The following is a 20329-nucleotide window of genomic DNA, read 5'->3' on the forward strand; positions in this document are numbered from 1 at the left end:
GTTCCGCGTGACCAACCAGCGAAAGAAATAATCCAGAAGCTCAAGTCTGCGGTGAAGCAGGTTGATGAAGTTGTGTTAGCAACGCTTAATTATGGTCAATTAATCGGACATTACATCACTAATTCTCATGCTTAGTATGAGAACTCTTAACTCCTAACTCCCCAAATTTAGGACTCCACCACCCTTTTTGAGTACTGAAATAAGCCACATCTTTATGTTTAGTGTCTTTACGCGATCGCGGATCGCTACATCGCAACATTGTCTTACTCTGTCCCTCTTTGATGTAACTGTACTCCTCTAGAGGTTTTTTGCATACTGGGCAAGGATATTTCGTAATCTTGACAGTAGGCTTTTGTTGATTTTCAGGTTGGGCGGCTTTAGTTTGTGGTGGCTGCCAAGTCTTGTTAAAGTCGCTCCAAAATAGGACGACATTTTCACAGCCTTTTGTGCATTTGAGGAAATATTTCTTTTTGACCTTACTACTCGGAATTTTGGCGAGAGAGTTTTTGCATTCAGGGCATCGCGTTTTGGAAGTTTCGTATTTGCGCTCAGTTATCACATTAGCTTTACCTATTGAGGAACTTGGAACTACAGTTTTAGCTTTGGAAAGTGCTGGTATGAAGTAATTTTGATTCCAACTAGTTAAATAATGCTGCCAAGAGTTTTTTCCTTCGGAAATTGCATCAAGGGCATCCTCCATTTTTGCTGTGAATTCTGCCTCTAGTAAATCAGGCAATGCTTTGAGCAAAAATGCATCAACTTCTAACCCTAATGCTGTCGGTTGCAGATGGTCTTTTTTCAACTCCACATAATTTCGTTTTTTTAAGGTAGCAACAGTAGGAGCATAAGTACTTGGGCGACCAATTCCTTTACGTTCCATCAGTTGCACTAATTTTGGTTCACTATAACGGGGTGGTGGTTGAGTCTGCTTCTTTTCATGTCCAGCATTCTCCAGTTTCAATGCTTGTCCCTGTTGTAATGAAGGTAAAACACTATCCTTGCTGAGATTGTTCCAGTACCGAGCATAACCGTAAAATTCAATCACTTGCCCTCTGGCTGACCACAGTAGAGAACCAGACTGAGTAATCACCAGAGTTTTACGCAATTGGGCTGCACGACACTGAGAAGCAATTGACCGTTTCCAGATCATCACATACAGATTAAACTCATCATCAGGAAGTTCTAAACGCAACTGAACTGAGGGACGAAATACATTCGTTGGACGAATCGCTTCATGTGCTTCTTGAGCCGATTTGCTACTGCGATGCTTGGCAACTTGCTGCGGTACATTCTGCGGGTCGTTTTGCTCTAACCATTTACGGGCGCTGGCACAAAATTCTGGACTCAGCATTACTGAGTCTGTTCGCATATATGTAATTAACCCTGCCTCATAGAGCTTTTGGGCCACAATCATGGTTTTATCGGGAGCAAACCTCAGCTTTGAACCGGCTGCTTGCTGAAGGCTGGAGGTTGTAAATGGTGGAGGTGGCTGGCGGTTAACGATTTTTCCTTCAAAATGAATCACCTGATGAGGATGCTGCTGTGCTTCTTCAACTAAACATGTAGCTTCTGCTTCGGAAAGAACGCGCTTAGACTCTGGTGTTTCTGGACTATTACCTACCTTTGCGTCATCGTTAGTTTCAGTTTCTTGGTCTGGTGCATCTTTCGCAGAATCAACCGTCCCTTTGTAAAAAGCCCGAAATCCTTCCGCATAATCTACCCAGACACTCCAGTAATCTTGGGGGACAAAAACCAGAATTTCGTTTTCTCGCTGACAAATTAGATGTAATGTCGCGCTTTGGACTCTGCCAACACTCTTAGCACCGTTATTCAATGCCCAAACTAAAGGGCTACCTTTATAACCTACCAACTTATCTAGACAATCTCGGCACAACCCAGCACCGATTAAGTTTTGGTCTAGCTTTCTGGGGTTTGCGATCGCACTCTGTACCGCCGATGCTGTAATCTCAGTATAAATTACTCGTTTCGGTTCCCTTAGACCAAGGGTTTCTTTGAGATGCCAAGCAATTGTCTCGCCTTCTCGGTCTGGGTCAGTTGCTAAGACAACTTCATCAACTTGCCTCACCGCAGACTTGAGCTTCTGGATTGTTTCTTTCGCCCGTTGGTCACGCGGAACGTAATTACACCTGACATTACTGCCATCCATGACAAAGCCCAAGGAATCGTCCCCTTCATTGCTGAGTTCTCGAATGTGACCACAACTAGCAAGAACTTTCCAATCTGAACCCAGAATTTGACTGAGTTTTTTGACTTTTCCGGGAGACTCTACCACAAGCAGGCGTTTGATCATAATTCAGGAGGCAGGGGGTATACACGCATTCAAGTGTGGGATTGAAGCGAGAATGCAGCCAATGCTGTCTTACTCTCGATACAATTATAGGACTTACGTACTGTACAAAATAATTATGTTGTGTATCAACGTAAATACGTCGTTTCCGGTTTTTATGAATCATTCTTTGCTGGGAAGTAAAGCCGGACGGTAGAGAGATTGTTATGGGTAGAGCGAATGGAAGTAAGTGCCCAAGCAGTTTTCAAAAGATTGCAAGCACTACCAATTGAATTATTTGCACAAATTTTTGAGTAAGTAATACAAACAATCACTATGCTAGGAAAAATTTTAATGGAGGTGCGAGAGATCCTGCACCATACATACAGTGCAGATGTTGATAATAGAAATTTTAAATAATTTTTAAATAATATTGTTGCTATGAATGCTTGCCACAGTTTAGTAAACTAGCCTGATGAAAGATGCATCTTGGTTTTGGGAACACTAGATTTAGCACCAGACTTGCCTCAAGACGAAGGAATACAGATCGAAAAATATATAAGACTCGTATTGATGTTTGAAAAAACCCAGTACATATCTATTCCCTTATTTCTTGTTCCCTTCCTATCGCGCTTGCGCTGAACTTCTCTACGAGAGGCTTCTCTACGAGAGGCTTCGCCAACGCTCACCACGCAAGTGAGTTCTCCGAATTAAATCGGATTGCTATAGTTCCCCCGCAACTACCCATAACATACCTAAAACCAGTGAAGCGTAATACAATTACCCATGAATTTGACTCTGGTTCACAAGCAGAAATACTACCTCCACAGGAAAGTGATGACCATTCATCGGAAGGTTCCAAGCTATTACGGCAAGGAATTCAACAACAGCAAGCTGGTGAATTAATAACGGCGATGAAGTCTTTACAACAATCCTTAGCACTGTTTCAGACATCTGGGGATTTGCAAAAACAGGCTCAGGCACTTTCCTTTTTAGGATTGGTAACTTACAGCGCTGGAGACTACAAAGGTGCTATTTCCTACTCCCAACAGTGTTTGTCTTTGCTTAATAACACCTCAGATTTAACATTGCAAATGCAAGCACTTTCCCATTTAGGTAATGCCTACCGTCACCTAAACGATCATCAAAAGGCAATTGAGTTTCTAGAAAAGTGCTTGAAAATAACCCAAAAACTGAAAGACAAACGCAGTCAAGTGGCAGCACTGAATAATTTGGGATTGGTGTATAAAGCTTTAAGTAACTTTACACAGGCCATTGAGTATCAGCAGCAAAGTCTAGAGATTGTGCGGGAACTCAAAGATAACTGGGGCGAGGAACAAGTACTCAAGAATTTGGGTAATGCTTGGTATGCTTTGAACAATTATCCAAAAGCGATCGCCTATTATGAACAGTGTGTAGTACTATCACGCTCCTTAAAAAATGTTCGCAGTGCTTCTCAGGTGCTAAAAAATCTGGGTAATGCTTGTTATGCTTTAGGTGATTATCCCAAAGCCATTAAATATTATGAAGATCGGTTGCAATTAGCCAAAGAAATTCAAGATAAACGTAGCGAGGAACAATCTTTAAGCAGTTTAGGAGTTGCTTGTGAAGCTTTGGGTGACTATAACAAAGCAATTACATATTATGAAGAACGTTTACTGTTAGCTAGAAATATCAAAGATCGCCGCAGTGAAGAACAAGCCCTAGCCAGTCTAAAAGTTGCCTGTTATGCCTTAGGTGATTATGCCAAAGCTATGCAATATCAGCAAGGAACATCTTCAAATAATTTGTAATTCGTAATGGGAATTTAGAAAGAGCCACAAAACGATCAATTCTCTCTCATTGTCTTTTGTTGCTGGAGATATGCGAGAACTTCTAATGTATCCACTTGGGGAAATTGGGCGTAAAAATTGCTCACACTCCAAAAGGGTTCCGGTGTTTCCAAGATGATTGTGCGATCGCCCCACTGTTCTAACCAGGGTAGCAATTTTTGTGGCGCGACTGGAGTACACAGCCAAACTGCTGCTGGAGAAAGCGCTTTCAGGGCAGTTGCCGCTACCGCTATTGTCATACCTGTAGCAATACCATCATCAACTAAGATCAACGTGGCATCCCGTACATTGAACTGCGGACAAGCAGAAATTAATTGAGCTTCGAGAAACTTAGCTTGGTTTATCGCTTTATTTAAAGCCACTTCCCGCCATCGCCCATCATGTTTAAGGCGAAGTAGCTTTTGATCTGCCCAAAGAACATTTCCCGAAGTAGTTACTGCACCAATTGCTAACTCTGGATTTTCTGGATGACTAATCTTTTTTGCCACAACAATCGTCAATGGACAATCCAAAAGACGTGCTATTGGTGCTGCTACTGGTATACCCCCTCTTGGTAAAGCATAAACAATTGGTACGGGCTTTACCCCAGAATCAATAGTTTGCTGAGTCAAAACATCATGAATCACTTGCGCCAATAACTCACCCGCATGGGTGCGATCGGCGAATAGTGGGGTATGTGACATAGTTTCCCCCAGCATCTTAGGACGGCACTGCTTTTATCATGACTGAATTTTGTCTTAAATTAACTGATACAATCAGATTTATATAAATAACTAAGTATTCAGCAAAAATCTATTTATTTTGATAGATTTCCAGCCAAAACGGTATTTAACTCAGACATAACAACTGGCGCTGATGCCAAAATCCTGATTTTCATGAGCAGCGAAACCCAACTCAGCCTCTTTGACGACTCAACCTTTAACCAACGAGAACTGATTCCAACAGACGCGAAAATTCCCATCACTCCCGGAACTTATGCCAGCATCACAGAGTTGACACAGCATTGCGATCGCTGTCACCGTTGTCCATTAGGAGACACTCGAATTCATACTGTTGTCGGACGTGGCAATCTCAAAGCCCCAATTATGGTTATCGGGGAAGCGCCAGGTCAAAATGAAGATGAAACCGGCTTACCATTTGTGGGCAGATCGGGGCAGTTGTTAGAGAAAATTCTCGCCTCTGTGAATCTAACTACCGAGCATGATGTATACATTGCCAATATCAATAAATGTCGCCCACCAGATAATAGAGTTCCCACTCCTGTAGAAGTGGCGGCTTGTCTACCCTACTTATTAGAACAAATTCGCTTAGTTGACCCCAAAATAATCTTGTTAACAGGTGCAACTGCTGTTAAAAGTATCACTGGTGATAAGCGGGGGATTACAAAAATTCGCGGACAATGGCTGGAGTGGGAAGGGCGTTTATGTATGCCAATTTTTCATCCTTCCTACTTGTTGCGTAATCCTTCTAAAGAAAGAGGTGCGCCAAAATGGTTGATGTGGCAGGATATTCAGACAGTGCGTGCCAAGTTAGACGAAATTAAAAATAACAGCTAAGGTGGTGAACTTGCTCAAAATATCTAGTTATACCTTGAAGTCGTCGAAGGAATAATGTTTTAGCTCCATTAATCATGTATGTGGAAGTTTTATCAGCTTCAATAGACGAAAAACCACTCATCCAGCAGATGATGGAGCTTTACCAATATGACTTTTCAGAGTTTGAAAACAAGGATCTTAATGAGCATGGTTACTTTGGCTATCCATACCTAGATTACTACTGGGTTGAGAGCGAGAGTGCTTCGCACACGCTTCGCGATCGCTACCCTTTCATTGTGCGGGTTGGGGAAAAGCTTGCCGGATTCGTTTTGGTGAATCAGTACACTTACATTCCAGGCAGTCAGTATTCAATCGCAGAGTTCTTTATCTTACGAAAGTACAGACAACAAGGAATTGGTAAAAATGTCGCCTTTCAAACCTTTGATCGATTCTGTGGGAAATGGGAGATCCATCAGATAGCCACAAATGTAGTTGCTCAAAAATTCTGGCGTCGTGTGATTGCAGAGTACACAGCCGGAAAATTTACAGAAACGGTAATGGAGATTGACGATTGGCGAGGAACAGTGCAGTGCTTCGACAATACTAATAGCGTCCAGTAGTGATATGAGCAATTTATTTAAAATGTAAGTTTTATCATGCTGCCAGTTTTGTAATACACTTGTAGTATTCAATTACCTGAAGAGGTTCATCGGTGATGGCAGCCGTAGAACTGGAAAATTTATCCAAGAGGTTTACTCTGAGTAGGGGTTGGGGACGCAACCGCACTCACAAAGAGATTGTCGCCGTAGATGGCATTAGTCTGACCGTTCCAGATGGTCAAGCGATCGCCTTCATTGGCCCCAATGGCGCGGGGAAGTCCACTACAATCAAGATGCTGACAGGGATACTACAACCGACATCTGGTACAGCCAGGTTATTGGGATTAAACCCTTGGCGAAATCGGCGCGAACTAGCGTATCAAATTGGGGTAGTGTTTGGACAGCGATCGCAGCTATGGTATCATCTACCTCCCCGCGATACCTTAGAGTTACTGGCGCGAATCTATAATCTTAATCGGCAAGAATATATTAAACGTCGTGACCAACTAGTTGAGCGTTTTGAACTCAACCCGTTTTGGAATACCCCAGTACGTAAATTGTCTTTAGGTCAGCGGATGCGAGCAGAAGTAGCAGCCAGCTTACTTCATGCACCTAAAGTACTATTCCTTGACGAACCCACAATTGGACTAGATGTAATTGCTCGTCAGGAATTACGCGACCTCATCCGGGAGTGGAACCGCGATGAGGGAGTAACAGTGTTTCTCACCAGCCACGATGCAGGAGACATTGAACAAGTAGCGCAGCGAGTCGTAGTAATTAATCACGGGCGTGTGGTACTTGATGACAAAGTTTCGGCAATGCGTCGCCAATACCTTGGCTCAAAGATTATCAGCGTCAAATTTCATACCTCCCCCGCCCAAATTAGCCTCCCAGGAGTGACGCAACTCAAAGCGGGCGAATATGGACTCAAGCTGGAGGTTAATACCGACATTACACCAATTGAAACCGTGATGACTCAAATTCTCCAGGCGGGTTCGGTGGCTGATATAGCGATTGAAGACCCACCGCTAGAAGAGGTAATTGCACACATTTATGCTCAGGCAGCCTCATAATTCAGTGAACAAATATACCTGGATTGGCTGGACGGCAGCTCGCTCCAACCTGGCTTATTTCGGAGAAGTTGCTTCCAGAGGAATTTTTTTGTTTGTCATTCTGTACATCTTTTTACAACTGTGGCGTGTCACCTATGCCGAGACGGATGTTGAACAGTTAGGAGGTTTAACACTGCCTCAGATGCTTTGGTATCTGGGTATCACTGAATCTATTGTCCTTTCCAGCCCCCAGGTTGCTTTAGAAGTAGATGAGGATGTACGGACGGGGGCGCTGGCAGTGCAACTAATACGCCCTCTATCCTATCCTTTGTATCGCCTGTGGACTACTTTGGGAGAGCGGACAGTACGCTTTGGGTTGAATGTTGCGATCGCATCCTTAGTTGCATTACTATTTGTCGGCACAATTCCTCTAAATTTAGGAGGGATTTTATTATTCATAGTGGCGCTACCACTAGCATTTGTCCTAGATTTTTTGGCAACCTTCTTAGTGGGCTTAGGAGCTTTCTGGCTGGAAAATACCACCGGACTAATGCTCATTTACTCTCGGTTAACAATGATTTTGGGTGGGATGCTGATTCCCTTGGAACTGCTACCAGAAGAGTGGCAGCCAGTACTACAAGCTCTACCCTTTGCCAGTATTTTGTATGGTCCAGCGCGTTTATTTGTGCATCCAAACCTAGCTTTTGCTAGTCAATTGTTAGTGCGGCAGGGAGTTGCTATAGGTGTGCTGGCTCTCTTGGTAGCCCTTGTGTACCGCACGGCAGTTAAACGTATCCACGCACATGGAGGTTGATATGTTTTGGCGTTTACTTTCCTACCTACAATTAGCTGGCGCTTATATTCACCTCAATCTAAACGCTCACTTAGAATATCGCGGCGCATTCCTGACGCAAGTAATAGCGATGATACTGAATAATCTAGTGTGGGTGACATTTTGGGGGCTATTTTTCACACGCTTTCCAGTGCTACGCGGCTGGACGGTGCAGGATGTAGTTACTCTCTGGGCGATCGCTGCAACAGGATTTGGTCTGGCTAATACTATCTGCGGTAACGCTATGCAACTGACAAGTTTAATTGTTCAAGGACAGTTAGATGTGTGGATGTTGTACCCTCGTGCCCTTTTACCGCACCTACTACTAGGACGGATGAATGCTACATCTTGGGGAGATATGTTGTTTGGCTATGGGGTTTATTTGTTTTTTGTCAAGCCTGATGCAGTTCATTTGGCGTTGTTTACTGGGTTGACAGTTTCAGTGGCGACGTTGTTTGTCGGCTTTAATATTTTGACAGGTAGCCTCAGCTTTTATCTGGGCAATTCCGAGGGACTGACACAACAGTGGCGAAATGCCATGCTTACCTTCAGTACCTATCCAGCGACTTTGTTTGAGGGAACAGTGAAGCTACTGCTGTACACGTTGATTCCATCTGGATTTGTGACTTATTTGCCGATTGAGGCATTGCGATCGCTATCTTTGATTCATGCTGTGCTAGCTGTGGCTGGATCAACTACTGTGCTGTTGTTTGGTGCAGGTGTGTTTTATCACGGTTTGCGTTGCTACTCCTCAGGAAATTTGATGCAGATGCGAGGTTGAGTTCAATCTTGGCGAGTTTTCTACTTTTTACGTTCGTCTCTCGCTGAGGACGCAGTTGTTGAAATTAAAAAGGTTGCCCAATGGACAACCTTCTGATGTAATTTATCCATGAATTACTTAGCAGTCTTAGCAGTTTTTTTGATACCTTGCCATCTTTCTCGCAATCGCTGCAAGTTAGGAGTTTGACCACCATAGCGCCAACTAACATAGGCTTGGCTAATCTCATCTATGACCTCAGCGGTTGCTAGGGTATGATGCTGGTATGCTCCTCTGGCGTACTCTAAAGGTGTTTGTGCTGGATGTTTACCTAAACCTTTTTGAGTTGTCCATTGCAGCATTTGTTGATAAAGGCTTTCCATTGCTGGCAATTTCTTTAACCATCGACGATTGCGCCACTCTCGCCACTGACCCCAACCCAGCCAAGCGAAGAAAGCTGCTGTAGTTGACAAGATTAAGCCAGTTAACACGCCGAACCAACCTTGGGAGAATAAAGCTAAAAACCAAGCGATCGCTCTAATCACCCACTTAAATATTGTCTCAAATACATTATTCAACAAACCTGTCACCGGAGAAGGTAGCCAGCCAGCAACCCAATGCCACAATTGGCGCAATACACTAAAAGTCTGAGTGTCTTCTATTGAAGGTGGTATCAGAGGATGATTGGGAATGGGGTCAAAGGCAAACCAACCATATTTAGGAAAATACACTTCCGTCATCGCATAAGCGTCAGTATTACGGACAACATATAGCCCTGTAAATGGATTAAATTCTCCCGCACTAAACCCTGCTACCAAGCGCGCTGGGATACCAATGGAACGTAACATTACTGTGAGAACTGTAGAGAAGTGGTCTGGATAGCCTCCTTTTTGCTTAAACAAAAAAGTTTCTACCAAGTCTTCTTTTTCACTCAAATAAGGTAGTTCTAAGGGATTTTGGGGAATAGAGTAGCGTTGCTTTAAATATTGAGCTAAATAGAGAGCCTTTTCGTAGGGTGAATCCAGGCTTTTAGCAGATTTTGCGACTTTTTCTTGATTGTAGTTAGCAAGGATTTCTTCGGTGCGTTCCCGAACTTTTTCAGCAATTTCGGGAGGAATTTGTAGATAATGCTTTTTAATCTGTTGCGGATATTTAGTAGAAGCTTCACCTAACAAAGTGCGATCGCGGTAGGGTACTTCAGAAACTACTGTGTAGGTGAGACCTTGCGATAATTCTACAGGCGATCGCAATCCGTCTTCTTTATCAACAGCAATCACTGGTGCTGGAAAATAAACTTCTTTGGGATTAGCCATCGCTGGAATGAGGTTAGGCAAATCTGATACCACTGTATAAGTTTGTACTACCTCTTGGGTTTTAGCAGTGAGTATGGATGGGGGAATAAAAATTTGGTAAGACCAGGGCGATCGCCTAACAGTCATAACATCTTCATTCCGAGAAACTTCCCATCCCTTACCTGTATAGTGGTCAAATCCTAATACTCGCCAAAAACCCTCAGCTTGCGATCGCACCCGCATCACAACCTTGGGTTTCATTTCACCCCGCAGGTTTTGGTTAATTTGGCTATTAAAACCGTAATAAAAGTTATTATCTACTTTACCTGGTTGACCAGTTTGATTTTGTCCTGTACCACCGCTACCACTGCCTTGATTCTCACCTTTACCTTGGTGAACATAACCGGGATTAATGATATTACGTCCTGTGAAATTACCTTTGACTTGAATACCAGAACTGACCGGGAAATTCCGTAATTGATAGCCGGGAAATCTAGGTAAAACAGCAAAAATTGCCAGCCCTAGACCGACAATTAGTAAAAAAGTTAGAATTAAAAATTTAAAATTAATAGTTGCGGAATTCTTCTGATTTAATTTTTCATTTTTTATTTTTAATGGCTGCAAACCTAAGCGTGAGCGGTAATCTAATACTAAAGTTGGCAGAGCGATCGCTAAAAATAACAGCAGCACAGGTGCAAATGCTAAAGTCTGACTTAGGGTTCCTGCCACACCTAATAAAATCAGTCCGATAACAATCGAATAGCCCAAATTTTTACGGCGGGGTGTATCAAAGCTATGCAACACCTGGAGTTGAATTAATAACTCTGCCAAACCCAACCGCGTATCATTCAACTCTCCTACTAATTGTCCAAAGAAAGCACCCAATGCTACTAACATCCCAATGGCGATGCCGAATTGAACTGCAACATTGCGATCGCGGCGACGATAGTAACTCCAAATCGCACCCACCAAACTTAGGGGTAACGCCCAAAAACTGAATGAAGTTTCAGCAGCAATATCCGTCGCCACAATTCCCAAAATAACCAACGCTAGCACCAGCACCCGCAAAGAAATAGAATCTTCCACTTCTATCAAAGGCGAACCCTGCGGATTTTGCCGCCAGAAATTACCTACAGGGATACGCCAAAACCGATTCATCCTGGATAAGTTAAACATTTGAGTCTAGTAGAAGCAATGATGTAGATGCAAAAAACACAATGCGGGGGACGTAATTGCCTACCCTACTACTGTGTCAAAAAATTTTGGATTACCGACTTTGGATTGACCCCGATTTGCCTCAAGGATTTTAAATCTAAAATCGGCACGGTAAAAAATGATAGATAGGGGGTAGAGATGGAGAGAAACGAGAAATGGGTGACGCGGTGAATTGAGAAATAACCAAATACTTTCTCAATATTCCCATGTCCCCATATCCCCGTGTCCCTGTGTCTTTGTAATAACTGCTTCTCGTAGACACCCTAATGACCGTTTGTTGAAAAATAGGATGAGCTTCAAAACCAGGAAAATCCTCTTAATATATCGGCGTTGATTGACGTAGTGTGCTAGCGGTGGAAATTTAAACTAAATCGTGGGATTAATCACAAACAACAAAGACTGTTCGTCTATTTCTGGAAACTCAACTTCCAGAGTATAAATTGGGTTAAGTTGCTCGCAGCCTAACTCTACATTTAAGTATCCCGAAGTCGAAGATGTTGTCATCGCTAAAGTGCCACTTCCCCGCAGCGTTAAAGTTCCTTTCACAGGTAACTCAGCTTGAACAAGTAACTTCGTAAGTTTACCTAGAGACTGGTACTCTACTCTGATATTCAAAGCACCAACACTGGTTAGCCATTGTCTTTCTACCACAGGACTAGTTGCTGAAAGTGGTAGAGTCAAATTTTCCAGCAGTTGTTTAGCTGCTAGCAACGACAAAGCCATTTGTTGACGCGGTTGTAAATCTGAGTAATTGCTCTGAATAGCAGGCATTGTCTCCAGAGTACTTACAGAACGATAGGTGCTTCTTAGCACCAATCCAGCGATGTCATTTAATGCTTGAGACTCATTGGGAAAAAAGTTCTCCACCACTTGAACTAATTTTGCCCCCAACGGCACTGAAGATGTCACCAAAGCCTGACACTGTTCTAGCAATTGCTGGAAAACTCTTTCCGGCAAGCGAGTTGGCAAGGTCAACTTAGACTGTTGTACCATCCATCCCCAGCTAGGAACGAGTGTCATTGACGGCTCATCAACAAAATCAGGATAGTCGATTAATTGTGTTTCCCAGGGAAACAACGGTGGGTGGTCTTGGGCTTGGATTTGTAACCGGCGCTTAAGGACAGCTTGAAAACGATCTTGCACAGTAGGAATTTCTCCCAATTGAAAGGCCTGGGGCGTTCCTCCCAATTTTGGCTCACTGTTTTTTGAAGCAGTGGCTTCATTGAGGAGGTTTTTTACCCCGTCATTTTCCTCACATTCTACCGATCGCTCATGATTTTTGACATCATCTGTCAATAACCAATCGAGACACCGGTGTTGTAAAGATTCTGAGTCACTATTCATGAGTAGATGCACCTGATCCGGAAACTAATGAGTTACGAATTTCCCAAGCTTGCTCAAGCAGCTTAAACCATCTTTTTTGCAGTTGTGCCATTGACAACCCTAAAGTTTTTGCTATTTTTTCATCAGCTTGTCCTTGTTGCTTCAACTCTAATAAAGACCGTTGCTTATTGTCCAGCTGTGCTGTGTAGACTTGCCATTGCTGGGGAGTTAAACCCAAATTTGTATGCAGAGAAGCTTCCAGCCATTCGTGGACTAATTCCCAACGGTGCAACAGGGCAAACCGAATCAAATGATACTTAAAGCGCTGTTGCAAATAATCTCTCTGACGAGGGGTTAAACCTAAAACTGACTCAATTTCTTGTGCTGATAAATCCTGGAGGCGGAGAGAAAAGTAATCAGCGCAGTCAGATTGTTGTCGTTGTTCGAGATAATTCATTAATTCCGTAACCACAACGGAGCGCAAGGTGTCTTCTTCAGGTTCAGGTTCGGCTTGCGTTGCCATTGTGGAGCGTAATTGATGTACTGCTGGTTCTTCCCAAGAACCATCACCTTCATTATTGCTACCCTCTGAGGCTTGTTCTATATCTACGCTGGTTTCTGGGGGCTGCTGTTGAGAAAAAGTTTGCGCGCGCAGGATAATTAGCTGCTGCTGACGACCTGGTAAGGGAATGCGTCGCTTACCGTAGCGCTCGGTAAATGCCATATACTCGGACAATTCCAAGAGCGTCTGAGGGCGATAAGTAGCACCGAGTTGATTTTCTCGCCGGAAAGCGTTCAACGCTTCCAGATAAAAACTCTGGAGGAAATCTTCAATGATCGTCAGCCGCCCTTGATAGCTCAATTGCCTCTGAGGAGGATTAATATATCGATAAACAATTGCACTCAGAGTACTGTGTAATTCGACCCTGCCCCGATTTGAACCCAACTGATAGTACCTGAGACACTGTTGCAGCCGATGCCGAGCCAGGGTCAGCGCCGAGCTTTCTACAGTTCCAGAAGCTTGGATACGTTTACTCTCATGACAAATCCGGTAGACTTCGGTGGTGATACGTCTTGCTACGTCGTGGCAATTTTGTTCCGAAGCTTTGGTTGACTGCTGAAACTCCTTGGACAGGAGTTGAAAGATCACCTCCACGCCTGTAGAATTTTCTCCCAGAATAGTTGCAGATGGAATAGTTGCGGTTGCGGCTGAATTCATAGTCTCGGTTTTCAAAAGACCCTAACTTACTTAAATACAACCTGTACGACTGTGGGTATTGGCTTTTTTGGTTTTACGTATAAGCTAAACGCAGACCAATCCTACTATTGAGGATGTGGCTGATTTTATTATTCCCAATTCTGATGGGATTGTTCACACTTGATAGATGTTATTGCCGTTACCCAGGAGCCGTATACAAGTCATTATGGATTTAGAAGCACAAATTCAATTGCTGATTGACAATGCACCTGACGATGGTGTGACACCACATCTTGTTGCAGCAATTGCTCCTGCCCTTAGAGCGATCGCTCAAAAATTACGCTACTCCCAGTATTATGTTCTCCAAAATTCGGAGTCAAGCTGGGTTGTAACTACGTTGAGCAATCGTGCTAATCCAGGATTGGAAAAGCGCGTTCTTTACGCTTTCCCTACCATACAGGATGTCTCTCTAATTTCCCCTGCTGGGCTTGACCCTCAAATGCTAGCTAAAATTACTCCTGTCACCCATATTTTGTTCCAAATGGTGGCATTAGAACCCGTAGACAGTATCGTTTTTTTAGAGACGCCGGGTAAGACCACTCATACCGTTGAAGTTCGGCGAACTGAACTAGAAAAACTCATGCAGCAACACTTACGACAACTGCGATCGCCAAAACAGATACCCCCTGATATTGCATAGAAAAAATTTGGATGTGGAGTTTTTTAGATACAACCCCACATCCAAAATTTTAAATCTCAAATTCTTTAAAAAAAGTTTTCTAAATCAGTGAAAAAAGAAATTTTTTCTTTCCCTTAGACCATGCGACTGGTTCAACTTTCGGTGAAACCTAAAATTTGTTAAAAAACAGTTATCAGTGAACATTTTTTAGTTTTAATTTCGCAGTGAACCAGAGTTTTACACTTAAGAACTTCCAAATAAAAAACTCTACTTTCTACCTGGTAAATAGGTGGGATGAATAAATATCAAACTGCTTTAGTGTGTTGAAGCGTGATTGAAGCACAACATTTCAGGTTTTTGGTGTGTTATGGCTTTCGTAACACACCAAAAACCTATAGGACTTACGCACGAGTTACGGAATAAAGAACCACAGAGGCACAGAGATACGGAGAAATAAAAGGTTGAGAGATATTTTGCGTAAGTCTTAACCTAAATCCATACTTTTTACCTGAGAACTAATTTAATAGAGGCGACTCAGTGTGTACTCAGCTATGTTAATCAATGCCTGGTGAGATTCTGAGGGTGGGAGAACTGTAAGATGCTCAATTGCCAACTTAGCATGGTGAGCAGCTAACTCTCGCGCCTGCTGTATACCTTCACTATCTTGAATCAATTCTAGTGCTTGCTCTAAATCCCCTTCTTGGGCAAACTCTCGATCAATCAGTACTTCCAAAGATGGTTTTTGGGCTAAAGCAAATAAAACAGGTGCAGTCAGATTACCGCTTTTGAGATCCGAACCCACTGGTTTACCCAAAGTATCTGTTGTACTGGTGAAATCTAGAATGTCATCAACAATTTGAAATGCTATACCAAAATGACGACCATAGCTATACAGATGCTCAACAGTTTCTCGTGAGACTTCACTAAGTAACCCAGCAGCTTTAGAACTGTTGGCGATTAACGAAGCTGTTTTGTAATAACTCTTCTCAATGTAAGTTTCAATAGAGATACCAGCATCAAAACGATTTAGTCCCTGCTGAATCTCCCCAGTAGCCAGATCCATAATGACTTCTGAGAGTAGTTTCACCACCTCCAAATTGTCCAAGTTTGCTAAATACCAGGACGATTGGGCAAAGAGAAAATCTCCTGCTAAGATGGCAATGCGGTTACTGTTAAAGAAACTATGAACAGTAGGAACGCCTCGCCGCACATCTGATTCATCTACCACATCATCATGTACCAAGCTTGCTGTGTGAATCATTTCTGTAATCTCAGCAAGGCGGCGATGACGCGGTGTCATGTCTTGTTCTAACATTGTTGCCCGCGATATTAGCAGGACAATTGCTGGTCTGATACGCTTTCCCCCAGCACCGAATAAATATTCGGCTGCTGCAAATAGAATGGGGTGGCGATTTCCAACTAGCTGTTTTAGGTTATCTGCTAGTAGTCGCAGGTCTGCTTCCACAGGGGTAAACAGGGAGGTGGCTGGGGTCATGGATGGGCGGACTCTGACTTAGGTTACGAAAGTTTACATATCCTATACTCATTTTAAGATAACCCTGTGCCAGCGCAAAGTTTTCATCAGGTAATCCAATTTTTATGAGTCTATGGGTGATAATTAAGGTTACTAACATTTTTGTCAATAAGTAATTATGCTTAATATATGAGAACTCAGGCTTTAAACTAACTTAAAACATGAATTCTCAGTAAACGGGGATAAATATGAGATTAAATTGTGTTAGGTAATTTCTCATCTCACTTTTCCCGCCACAGTTAAAAGCATAATTTAAGCAATATTACTTATTGACAAAAGGAATATGACTTAAATTTGTCGCCAATGATTCAGGCTAAATTTCTCCAGATTGATGGTGTAGCTCTTCAAAAAATTTGAAATTTAGCAGCCGAATAGGCTCAAAATTCAGGGTCTTTGTGTTACGCTAAAGTATAGGAATTTTAAATTTTGTAAGATATTCACACCCAAAAAGTGAGTCAGCAAGTAGTTGATTCTACTGACTTAGCGTTGTGAGTCTAAAATAAATATTCGTCGGTGAGATTAAGGGAATAAATTCTTTAATTTTTCCTACGATACGCAAAACTCCTGGTTTGGAGCTATGTGATATCCCTATGGGAAGCCGCTACACGTCTTCAGCGCACGTTGAGCGCAAGCATTGCTCTTTTCACAGAAGTTTGAGCAAAAATAAAGCAGATCGAGTAGACCGCTGAGAATCGTAGTTTTAGATTGCTAGACGGCAAGCTAACTACTGTGGGATCTATGGTCTGCAAGAAGTCGCATTAGATTATAAATTCTTTGTCCGTAGAGGATTTGATCTCTATAGGCTCATTTTGCTATATGAAACTACAGCCATCAAGAATGCACTTGGTTGGTTGAGGTTCTACTAATTTTATGGAATTTTATATTCGTTTAGAAGGGTGCTAGTAGAACAATGATTTACGGAAGTATGCCTATGATGATTTTTATTTTAGCGTCTGGATATTTGTTCACAGTCTACCTGTTATTAGCACTGGCGAAGCGAACAGGTACAAAGACTGTTCCAACAAGTTTTCCTTCATCTGCCGAAGGAAAACACAAGCAGGAGATATCAGTTAATAGTCATTAGTCAATGGTCATTAGTCCTTAGTCCCTCGTCATTTATCGAAACAAATGACGAGGGACTAAGGACTAATTAGTTTTATTGGAGTTGGGAAATAGCGATATCAGTGAAGGAAACCTCTTCAACTATTGGGGTGTAGCCTAGCCACTGGACTCCTGACTGAGAAAACTGTTGCGGACAACCGCTGACGGCGAAGCGAGTTGGTAATGGTAGATGAGTATTTCTTAAGCCTAACAAGTCTAGCTCTTGGGCGCAAGCTGCCACAACATGAACAGCTGGATCAATTAATTGGACTTGAGATGGGAGGAGCGATCGCAGTACCGGAGTAAGGTGGGGATAATGGGTACAGCCGTGAACTAAGGTATCAATTTCCTGCTCTAACAAAGGCTCTAGGTAGGCTCGTGCTACTTCGGCAGTGTAAGGGTCATGAATGCGGTTTTGCTCAATCAGTGGTACAAACTCTGGGCATCCAACTTGCCAGACTTGGACATCAGGAGCAATTTCGAATATGGCGTGTTTATAAGCATTACTCTTGGCTGTAGCTGGAGTGGCAATTACACCAATCCGCTTTCCTTGCTGCACCGCAGCTTTTGCACCTGGTAGAATCACTCCCAAAATGGGTATGCTGAATTCTTGACGCACGGTTTCTAGAGCTAGGGCAGAACTGGTGTTGCAAGCCATAATTACCATTTTTACCTGCTGCTGTTGTAGCCAGGTAATAATTTCACGGGTAAATCGTAAAATTTCTGCTTGTGAACGAATTCCGTAAGGAAGTCTAGCTGTATCCCCAAAATAAATAATTGATTCATTGGGGAGTTGCCGATATAGTTGTCGCAATACCGTCAGCCCACCAACACCACTGTCAAAGATGCCAATTGGGGCACGTTGGGGTTCTTGATCGGAAAAATCGTCAAGATTCCCTTCAAAAATGGAAGATGAATACACAGGCAGATATTAATTTAGGTTTTGGGATTTAAAATACAGAATTTAGCAGACAATCTTCAAATTGACCACTAAATTCTGCAAGTCAAAGAAGTTTAAATACCACCTCTTTAATGAGTAATTTGTACTATATTACCTCTGCTGTAAGTATTTTAGGATGCCTTGAGCGATCGCTTCTGCCATCCGATTTTGATACTCTGGTGTTCCTAATCTGGGATTATCCTCATAACCAGTCATATAGCCTGTTTCCACGAGAATAGCAGGTATGGAGTTTTTTCTGAGGACGTAGAATCTAGCTTTGCGGGTTCCCCGATCTTTGATAGTACCGATGTCCTGGAGGATGGTTTTACGAACTACTTCAGCTAGACCATAACCACTATCGTAATAATAGACTTCTAAGCCATTGACATCAGGTCGATTATCAACGGAATTAGCGTGAATGCTGACAAACAAAGTCGCATTAGCTCGCTTGGTAATGTCTACCCGTCCCTGAAGTTCTACGAAAAAGTCGGCATCCCGCGTTAGCACCGCTTGTACACCATTTTGCTCTAAAATTGCTCCTACCCTTTTACCAATAGGCAGAATTACATTCTTTTCTAAAAGTCCGCCCAAACCAGGGGCACCTGAGTCTTTTCCACCATGTCCTGGATCAATAACTACTACCAATTTCCCTCTAGGAACGGAGGGGCGTGGCCGTGACTGGGAGATGGGACGGGGATTATCTGCGGGGTTTGGTAATTGACCTTGGTCTAGCGATGGCAGGGGAGGTAAAGTAATGGACGGTGTGATACTACTGCTACCAGAGCGTCGTAATTCTAAAGCTAACAGCTCGTCGCCAACTTGGTTGAGTTCCCCAATTTTTACTCCGGCTGCTGGTTGAACCAAGACATTGACAGTATTGGATTCTTGTGGTTGCAGGCGTACCCGCAGGATCGGGCTATTAGGATTAAAAGTAGGGCCTGTGACTTTTGGAGCTAACTTAGCATTGTTGATAGTTATACGGTACAGACCAGAGGATCTATCCCAGCCTCCTGTAGCAGATAAAGCTTGGTCGGCTCTAATTAGTAGTTGTGTGCCATTATTAGCCAGTTGCACAGACTCAATAGTAGCAGTTGAGTTACTAGGTGGTATGCGTGGAGTGTTACTTCCAGGCAACTGGGCAACGCCACGACTAGGTAGAACCACAAAACCACCAACGCTGCTAGTGGTTGCTCGCCAATTTGGACTATTTTCATCTACCTGTAAAGTCAGACGAACAATAGATGGACTGGTTTGCAGCTGGGTGAACTGGATACGGCTGACACCATAGCGATTAATCGACAAATCCCGCTGCTCTAGGTTTGGTGATAAAGTTGCGCCAGCAATGTCGATGTTAATTGCTTTTTGATCGTTGCTACGATTTACCTGAATTTGAGGATTGCCACCACTTGTAGCAATGAAAAAACCATCGCCTGTGACTTGTAATTTCTCAATTTGAGTAACTCTGGCAAGAAAGGGTCTGTTGTGAGGTGGATTAACAGAGTCAGTTCTGACAACGTTGTAAATATCCCTTTGGGGGAATGCTGGTGTAGATGTTCTGGGTGAAGTTGCTGCGGCTATAGCTTGTTCTTGCTGCCCCTCAGTGTTTCTTGAGGGTGCATTTTCGGCTTCTGGCGTAGGTAATTGCACTGTCCAGCGATCGCCAGTTGTGGCCAAAAATCGCACTTGTTTAGGGTCTAAAGTATAACCAGGAGTCAATTCCACGACTATGCGTGTTGTTTGTTCATCAAACTGCCCAACACGGATCGAACGAATTGCACCGCCCACCTGTTGGGTTAACTGCGGACGCCCAAATGTTGTTCCTGGCAAATCAATTACCAAACGAGTGGGGTTAAAAATTAATTGCGCTTGGGGTTGGACATTTCCGAAAGTATTAATTTCCAGCCTGTTTTGATTGGCATCAAAACGCCAAGATTCTAGTTTCGCGGCCATTGCCGGCGACGATAGCATGAAGATGGTTCCAATAGTACTGGATAATAACCAGCGTAATTTCACAGTCTTTTCTCCTGATTCACATTTATGGGAGCCGTCAACATCTCAACATATTGGCAAATCCTCACACCGTCACCGCGCCACTGAGTTTTGCGCTGTTATTAAGACACAGCTAATGGCGTAAAATATAGCACGCTCCTCTG

General features: G+C 43.1%; 15 protein-coding genes. 7 read left to right on the forward strand and 8 right to left on the reverse strand.

Features of this window, described 5'->3' with window-relative positions:
- Positions 1-118: 118 nt before the first annotated feature.
- Positions 119-2311, reverse strand: a complete 2193-nt coding sequence (gene topA / locus V7L07_RS12505) for a type I DNA topoisomerase (protein ID WP_335058188.1) — start codon at positions 2309-2311, stop codon at positions 119-121.
- A 740-nt stretch (positions 2312-3051) separates the two neighbouring features.
- Here topA and V7L07_RS12510 point away from each other — a divergent pair.
- Positions 3052-4080 (forward strand): tetratricopeptide repeat protein, encoded by a 1029-nt coding sequence (locus tag V7L07_RS12510; protein WP_335058190.1) that lies wholly within the window; start codon positions 3052-3054, stop codon positions 4078-4080.
- A gap of 35 nt (positions 4081-4115) precedes the next feature.
- On the opposite strand, the gene V7L07_RS12515 is transcribed toward V7L07_RS12510, so the two are convergent.
- Positions 4116-4802 (reverse strand): phosphoribosyltransferase, encoded by a 687-nt coding sequence (locus V7L07_RS12515; protein ID WP_335058192.1) that lies wholly within the window; start codon positions 4800-4802, stop codon positions 4116-4118.
- 192 nt (positions 4803-4994) lie between these two features.
- Between V7L07_RS12515 and V7L07_RS12520 the strand changes: the two genes are divergently transcribed.
- The 5 genes from V7L07_RS12520 (at position 4995) to V7L07_RS12540 (ending at position 8918) form a co-directional block, all read left to right on the forward strand.
- Positions 4995-5675, forward strand: coding sequence for a uracil-DNA glycosylase (locus V7L07_RS12520; RefSeq protein ID WP_335058194.1), 681 nt, complete (start codon positions 4995-4997; stop codon positions 5673-5675).
- An 80-nt stretch (positions 5676-5755) separates the two neighbouring features.
- Positions 5756-6274 carry a GNAT family N-acetyltransferase gene (locus V7L07_RS12525; protein ID WP_335058196.1) on the forward strand — a complete coding sequence of 173 codons (519 nt, stop codon included), beginning with the start codon at positions 5756-5758 and terminating at the stop codon, positions 6272-6274.
- Positions 6275-6369: 95 nt separating this feature from the next.
- Positions 6370-7326, forward strand: coding sequence for an ABC transporter ATP-binding protein (locus V7L07_RS12530; RefSeq protein ID WP_335058200.1), 957 nt, complete (start codon positions 6370-6372; stop codon positions 7324-7326).
- A gap of 4 nt (positions 7327-7330) precedes the next feature.
- Positions 7331-8119: an ABC transporter permease gene (locus V7L07_RS12535; protein WP_335058202.1), complete on the forward strand. Its 789-nt coding sequence runs from the start codon at positions 7331-7333 to the stop codon at positions 8117-8119.
- A gap of 1 nt (position 8120) precedes the next feature.
- The gene (locus V7L07_RS12540) at positions 8121-8918 is read left to right on the forward strand and encodes an ABC transporter permease (RefSeq protein WP_335058204.1); all 798 of its coding nucleotides are present in this window, start codon (positions 8121-8123) and stop codon (positions 8916-8918) included.
- Between the two features lie 113 nt (positions 8919-9031).
- On the opposite strand, the gene V7L07_RS12545 is transcribed toward V7L07_RS12540, so the two are convergent.
- The 3 genes from V7L07_RS12545 to hetZ all read right to left on the reverse strand — a co-directional run bounded on the left by V7L07_RS12545 (position 9032) and on the right by hetZ (position 13943).
- Positions 9032-11344: a transglutaminase TgpA family protein gene (locus tag V7L07_RS12545; RefSeq protein WP_335058232.1), complete on the reverse strand. Its 2313-nt coding sequence runs from the start codon at positions 11342-11344 to the stop codon at positions 9032-9034.
- 423 nt (positions 11345-11767) lie between these two features.
- A complete protein-coding gene (locus V7L07_RS12550; RefSeq protein WP_335058206.1) occupies positions 11768-12745 on the reverse strand; it encodes a PatU in 978 nt (325 codons plus the stop codon).
- Entirely contained in the window at positions 12738-13943 is a 1206-nt protein-coding gene (hetZ, locus tag V7L07_RS12555; protein WP_179065873.1) for a heterocyst differentiation protein HetZ, read from the reverse strand. Before hetZ ends, V7L07_RS12550 begins: the two co-directional genes overlap by 8 nt.
- A 205-nt stretch (positions 13944-14148) precedes the next feature.
- On the opposite strand from hetZ, the gene V7L07_RS12560 reads away from it, so the two are divergent.
- Positions 14149-14622, forward strand: a complete 474-nt coding sequence (locus V7L07_RS12560; RefSeq protein WP_179065874.1) for a hypothetical protein — start codon at positions 14149-14151, stop codon at positions 14620-14622.
- A gap of 499 nt (positions 14623-15121) precedes the next feature.
- Here the strand turns inward: V7L07_RS12560 and sds are convergent, their stop codons facing one another.
- The 3 genes from sds to V7L07_RS12575 all read right to left on the reverse strand — a co-directional run bounded on the left by sds (position 15122) and on the right by V7L07_RS12575 (position 20189).
- Complete coding sequence (gene sds, locus V7L07_RS12565; RefSeq protein ID WP_335058209.1) at positions 15122-16096, reverse strand: solanesyl diphosphate synthase; 975 nt, start codon at positions 16094-16096, stop codon at positions 15122-15124.
- Positions 16097-17291: 1195 nt separating this feature from the next.
- Positions 17292-18158, reverse strand: coding sequence for a glutamate racemase (gene murI / locus V7L07_RS12570; RefSeq protein ID WP_335058211.1), 867 nt, complete (start codon positions 18156-18158; stop codon positions 17292-17294).
- Positions 18159-18287: 129 nt separating this feature from the next.
- Positions 18288-20189 (reverse strand): N-acetylmuramoyl-L-alanine amidase, encoded by a 1902-nt coding sequence (locus V7L07_RS12575; RefSeq protein ID WP_335058213.1) that lies wholly within the window; start codon positions 20187-20189, stop codon positions 18288-18290.
- Positions 20190-20329: the final 140 nt, after the last annotated feature.

The sequence above is a fragment of the Nostoc sp. genome (genome assembly GCF_036916985.1).
GTDB lineage: Bacteria > Cyanobacteriota > Cyanobacteriia > Cyanobacteriales > Nostocaceae > Nostoc.

What these genes read in the sequence shown, in the direction of transcription:
- topA (WP_335058188.1), bottom strand. Translation starts at nt 2,311, where the DNA reads ATGATCAAACGCCTGCTTGTGGTAGAGTCTCCCGGAAAAGTCAAAAAA.
- V7L07_RS12515 (WP_335058192.1), bottom strand. Translation starts at nt 4,802, where the DNA reads ATGTCACATACCCCACTATTCGCCGATCGCACCCATGCGGGTGAGTTA.
- V7L07_RS12520 (WP_335058194.1), top strand. Translation starts at nt 4,995, where the DNA reads ATGAGCAGCGAAACCCAACTCAGCCTCTTTGACGACTCAACCTTTAAC.
- V7L07_RS12530 (WP_335058200.1), top strand. Translation starts at nt 6,370, where the DNA reads ATGGCAGCCGTAGAACTGGAAAATTTATCCAAGAGGTTTACTCTGAGT.
- V7L07_RS12540 (WP_335058204.1), top strand. Translation starts at nt 8,121, where the DNA reads ATGTTTTGGCGTTTACTTTCCTACCTACAATTAGCTGGCGCTTATATT.
- V7L07_RS12545 (WP_335058232.1), bottom strand. Translation starts at nt 11,344, where the DNA reads ATGAATCGGTTTTGGCGTATCCCTGTAGGTAATTTCTGGCGGCAAAAT.
- V7L07_RS12550 (WP_335058206.1), bottom strand. Translation starts at nt 12,745, where the DNA reads ATGAATAGTGACTCAGAATCTTTACAACACCGGTGTCTCGATTGGTTA.
- hetZ (WP_179065873.1), bottom strand. Translation starts at nt 13,943, where the DNA reads ATGAATTCAGCCGCAACCGCAACTATTCCATCTGCAACTATTCTGGGA.
- V7L07_RS12560 (WP_179065874.1), top strand. Translation starts at nt 14,149, where the DNA reads ATGGATTTAGAAGCACAAATTCAATTGCTGATTGACAATGCACCTGAC.
- sds (WP_335058209.1), bottom strand. Translation starts at nt 16,096, where the DNA reads ATGACCCCAGCCACCTCCCTGTTTACCCCTGTGGAAGCAGACCTGCGA.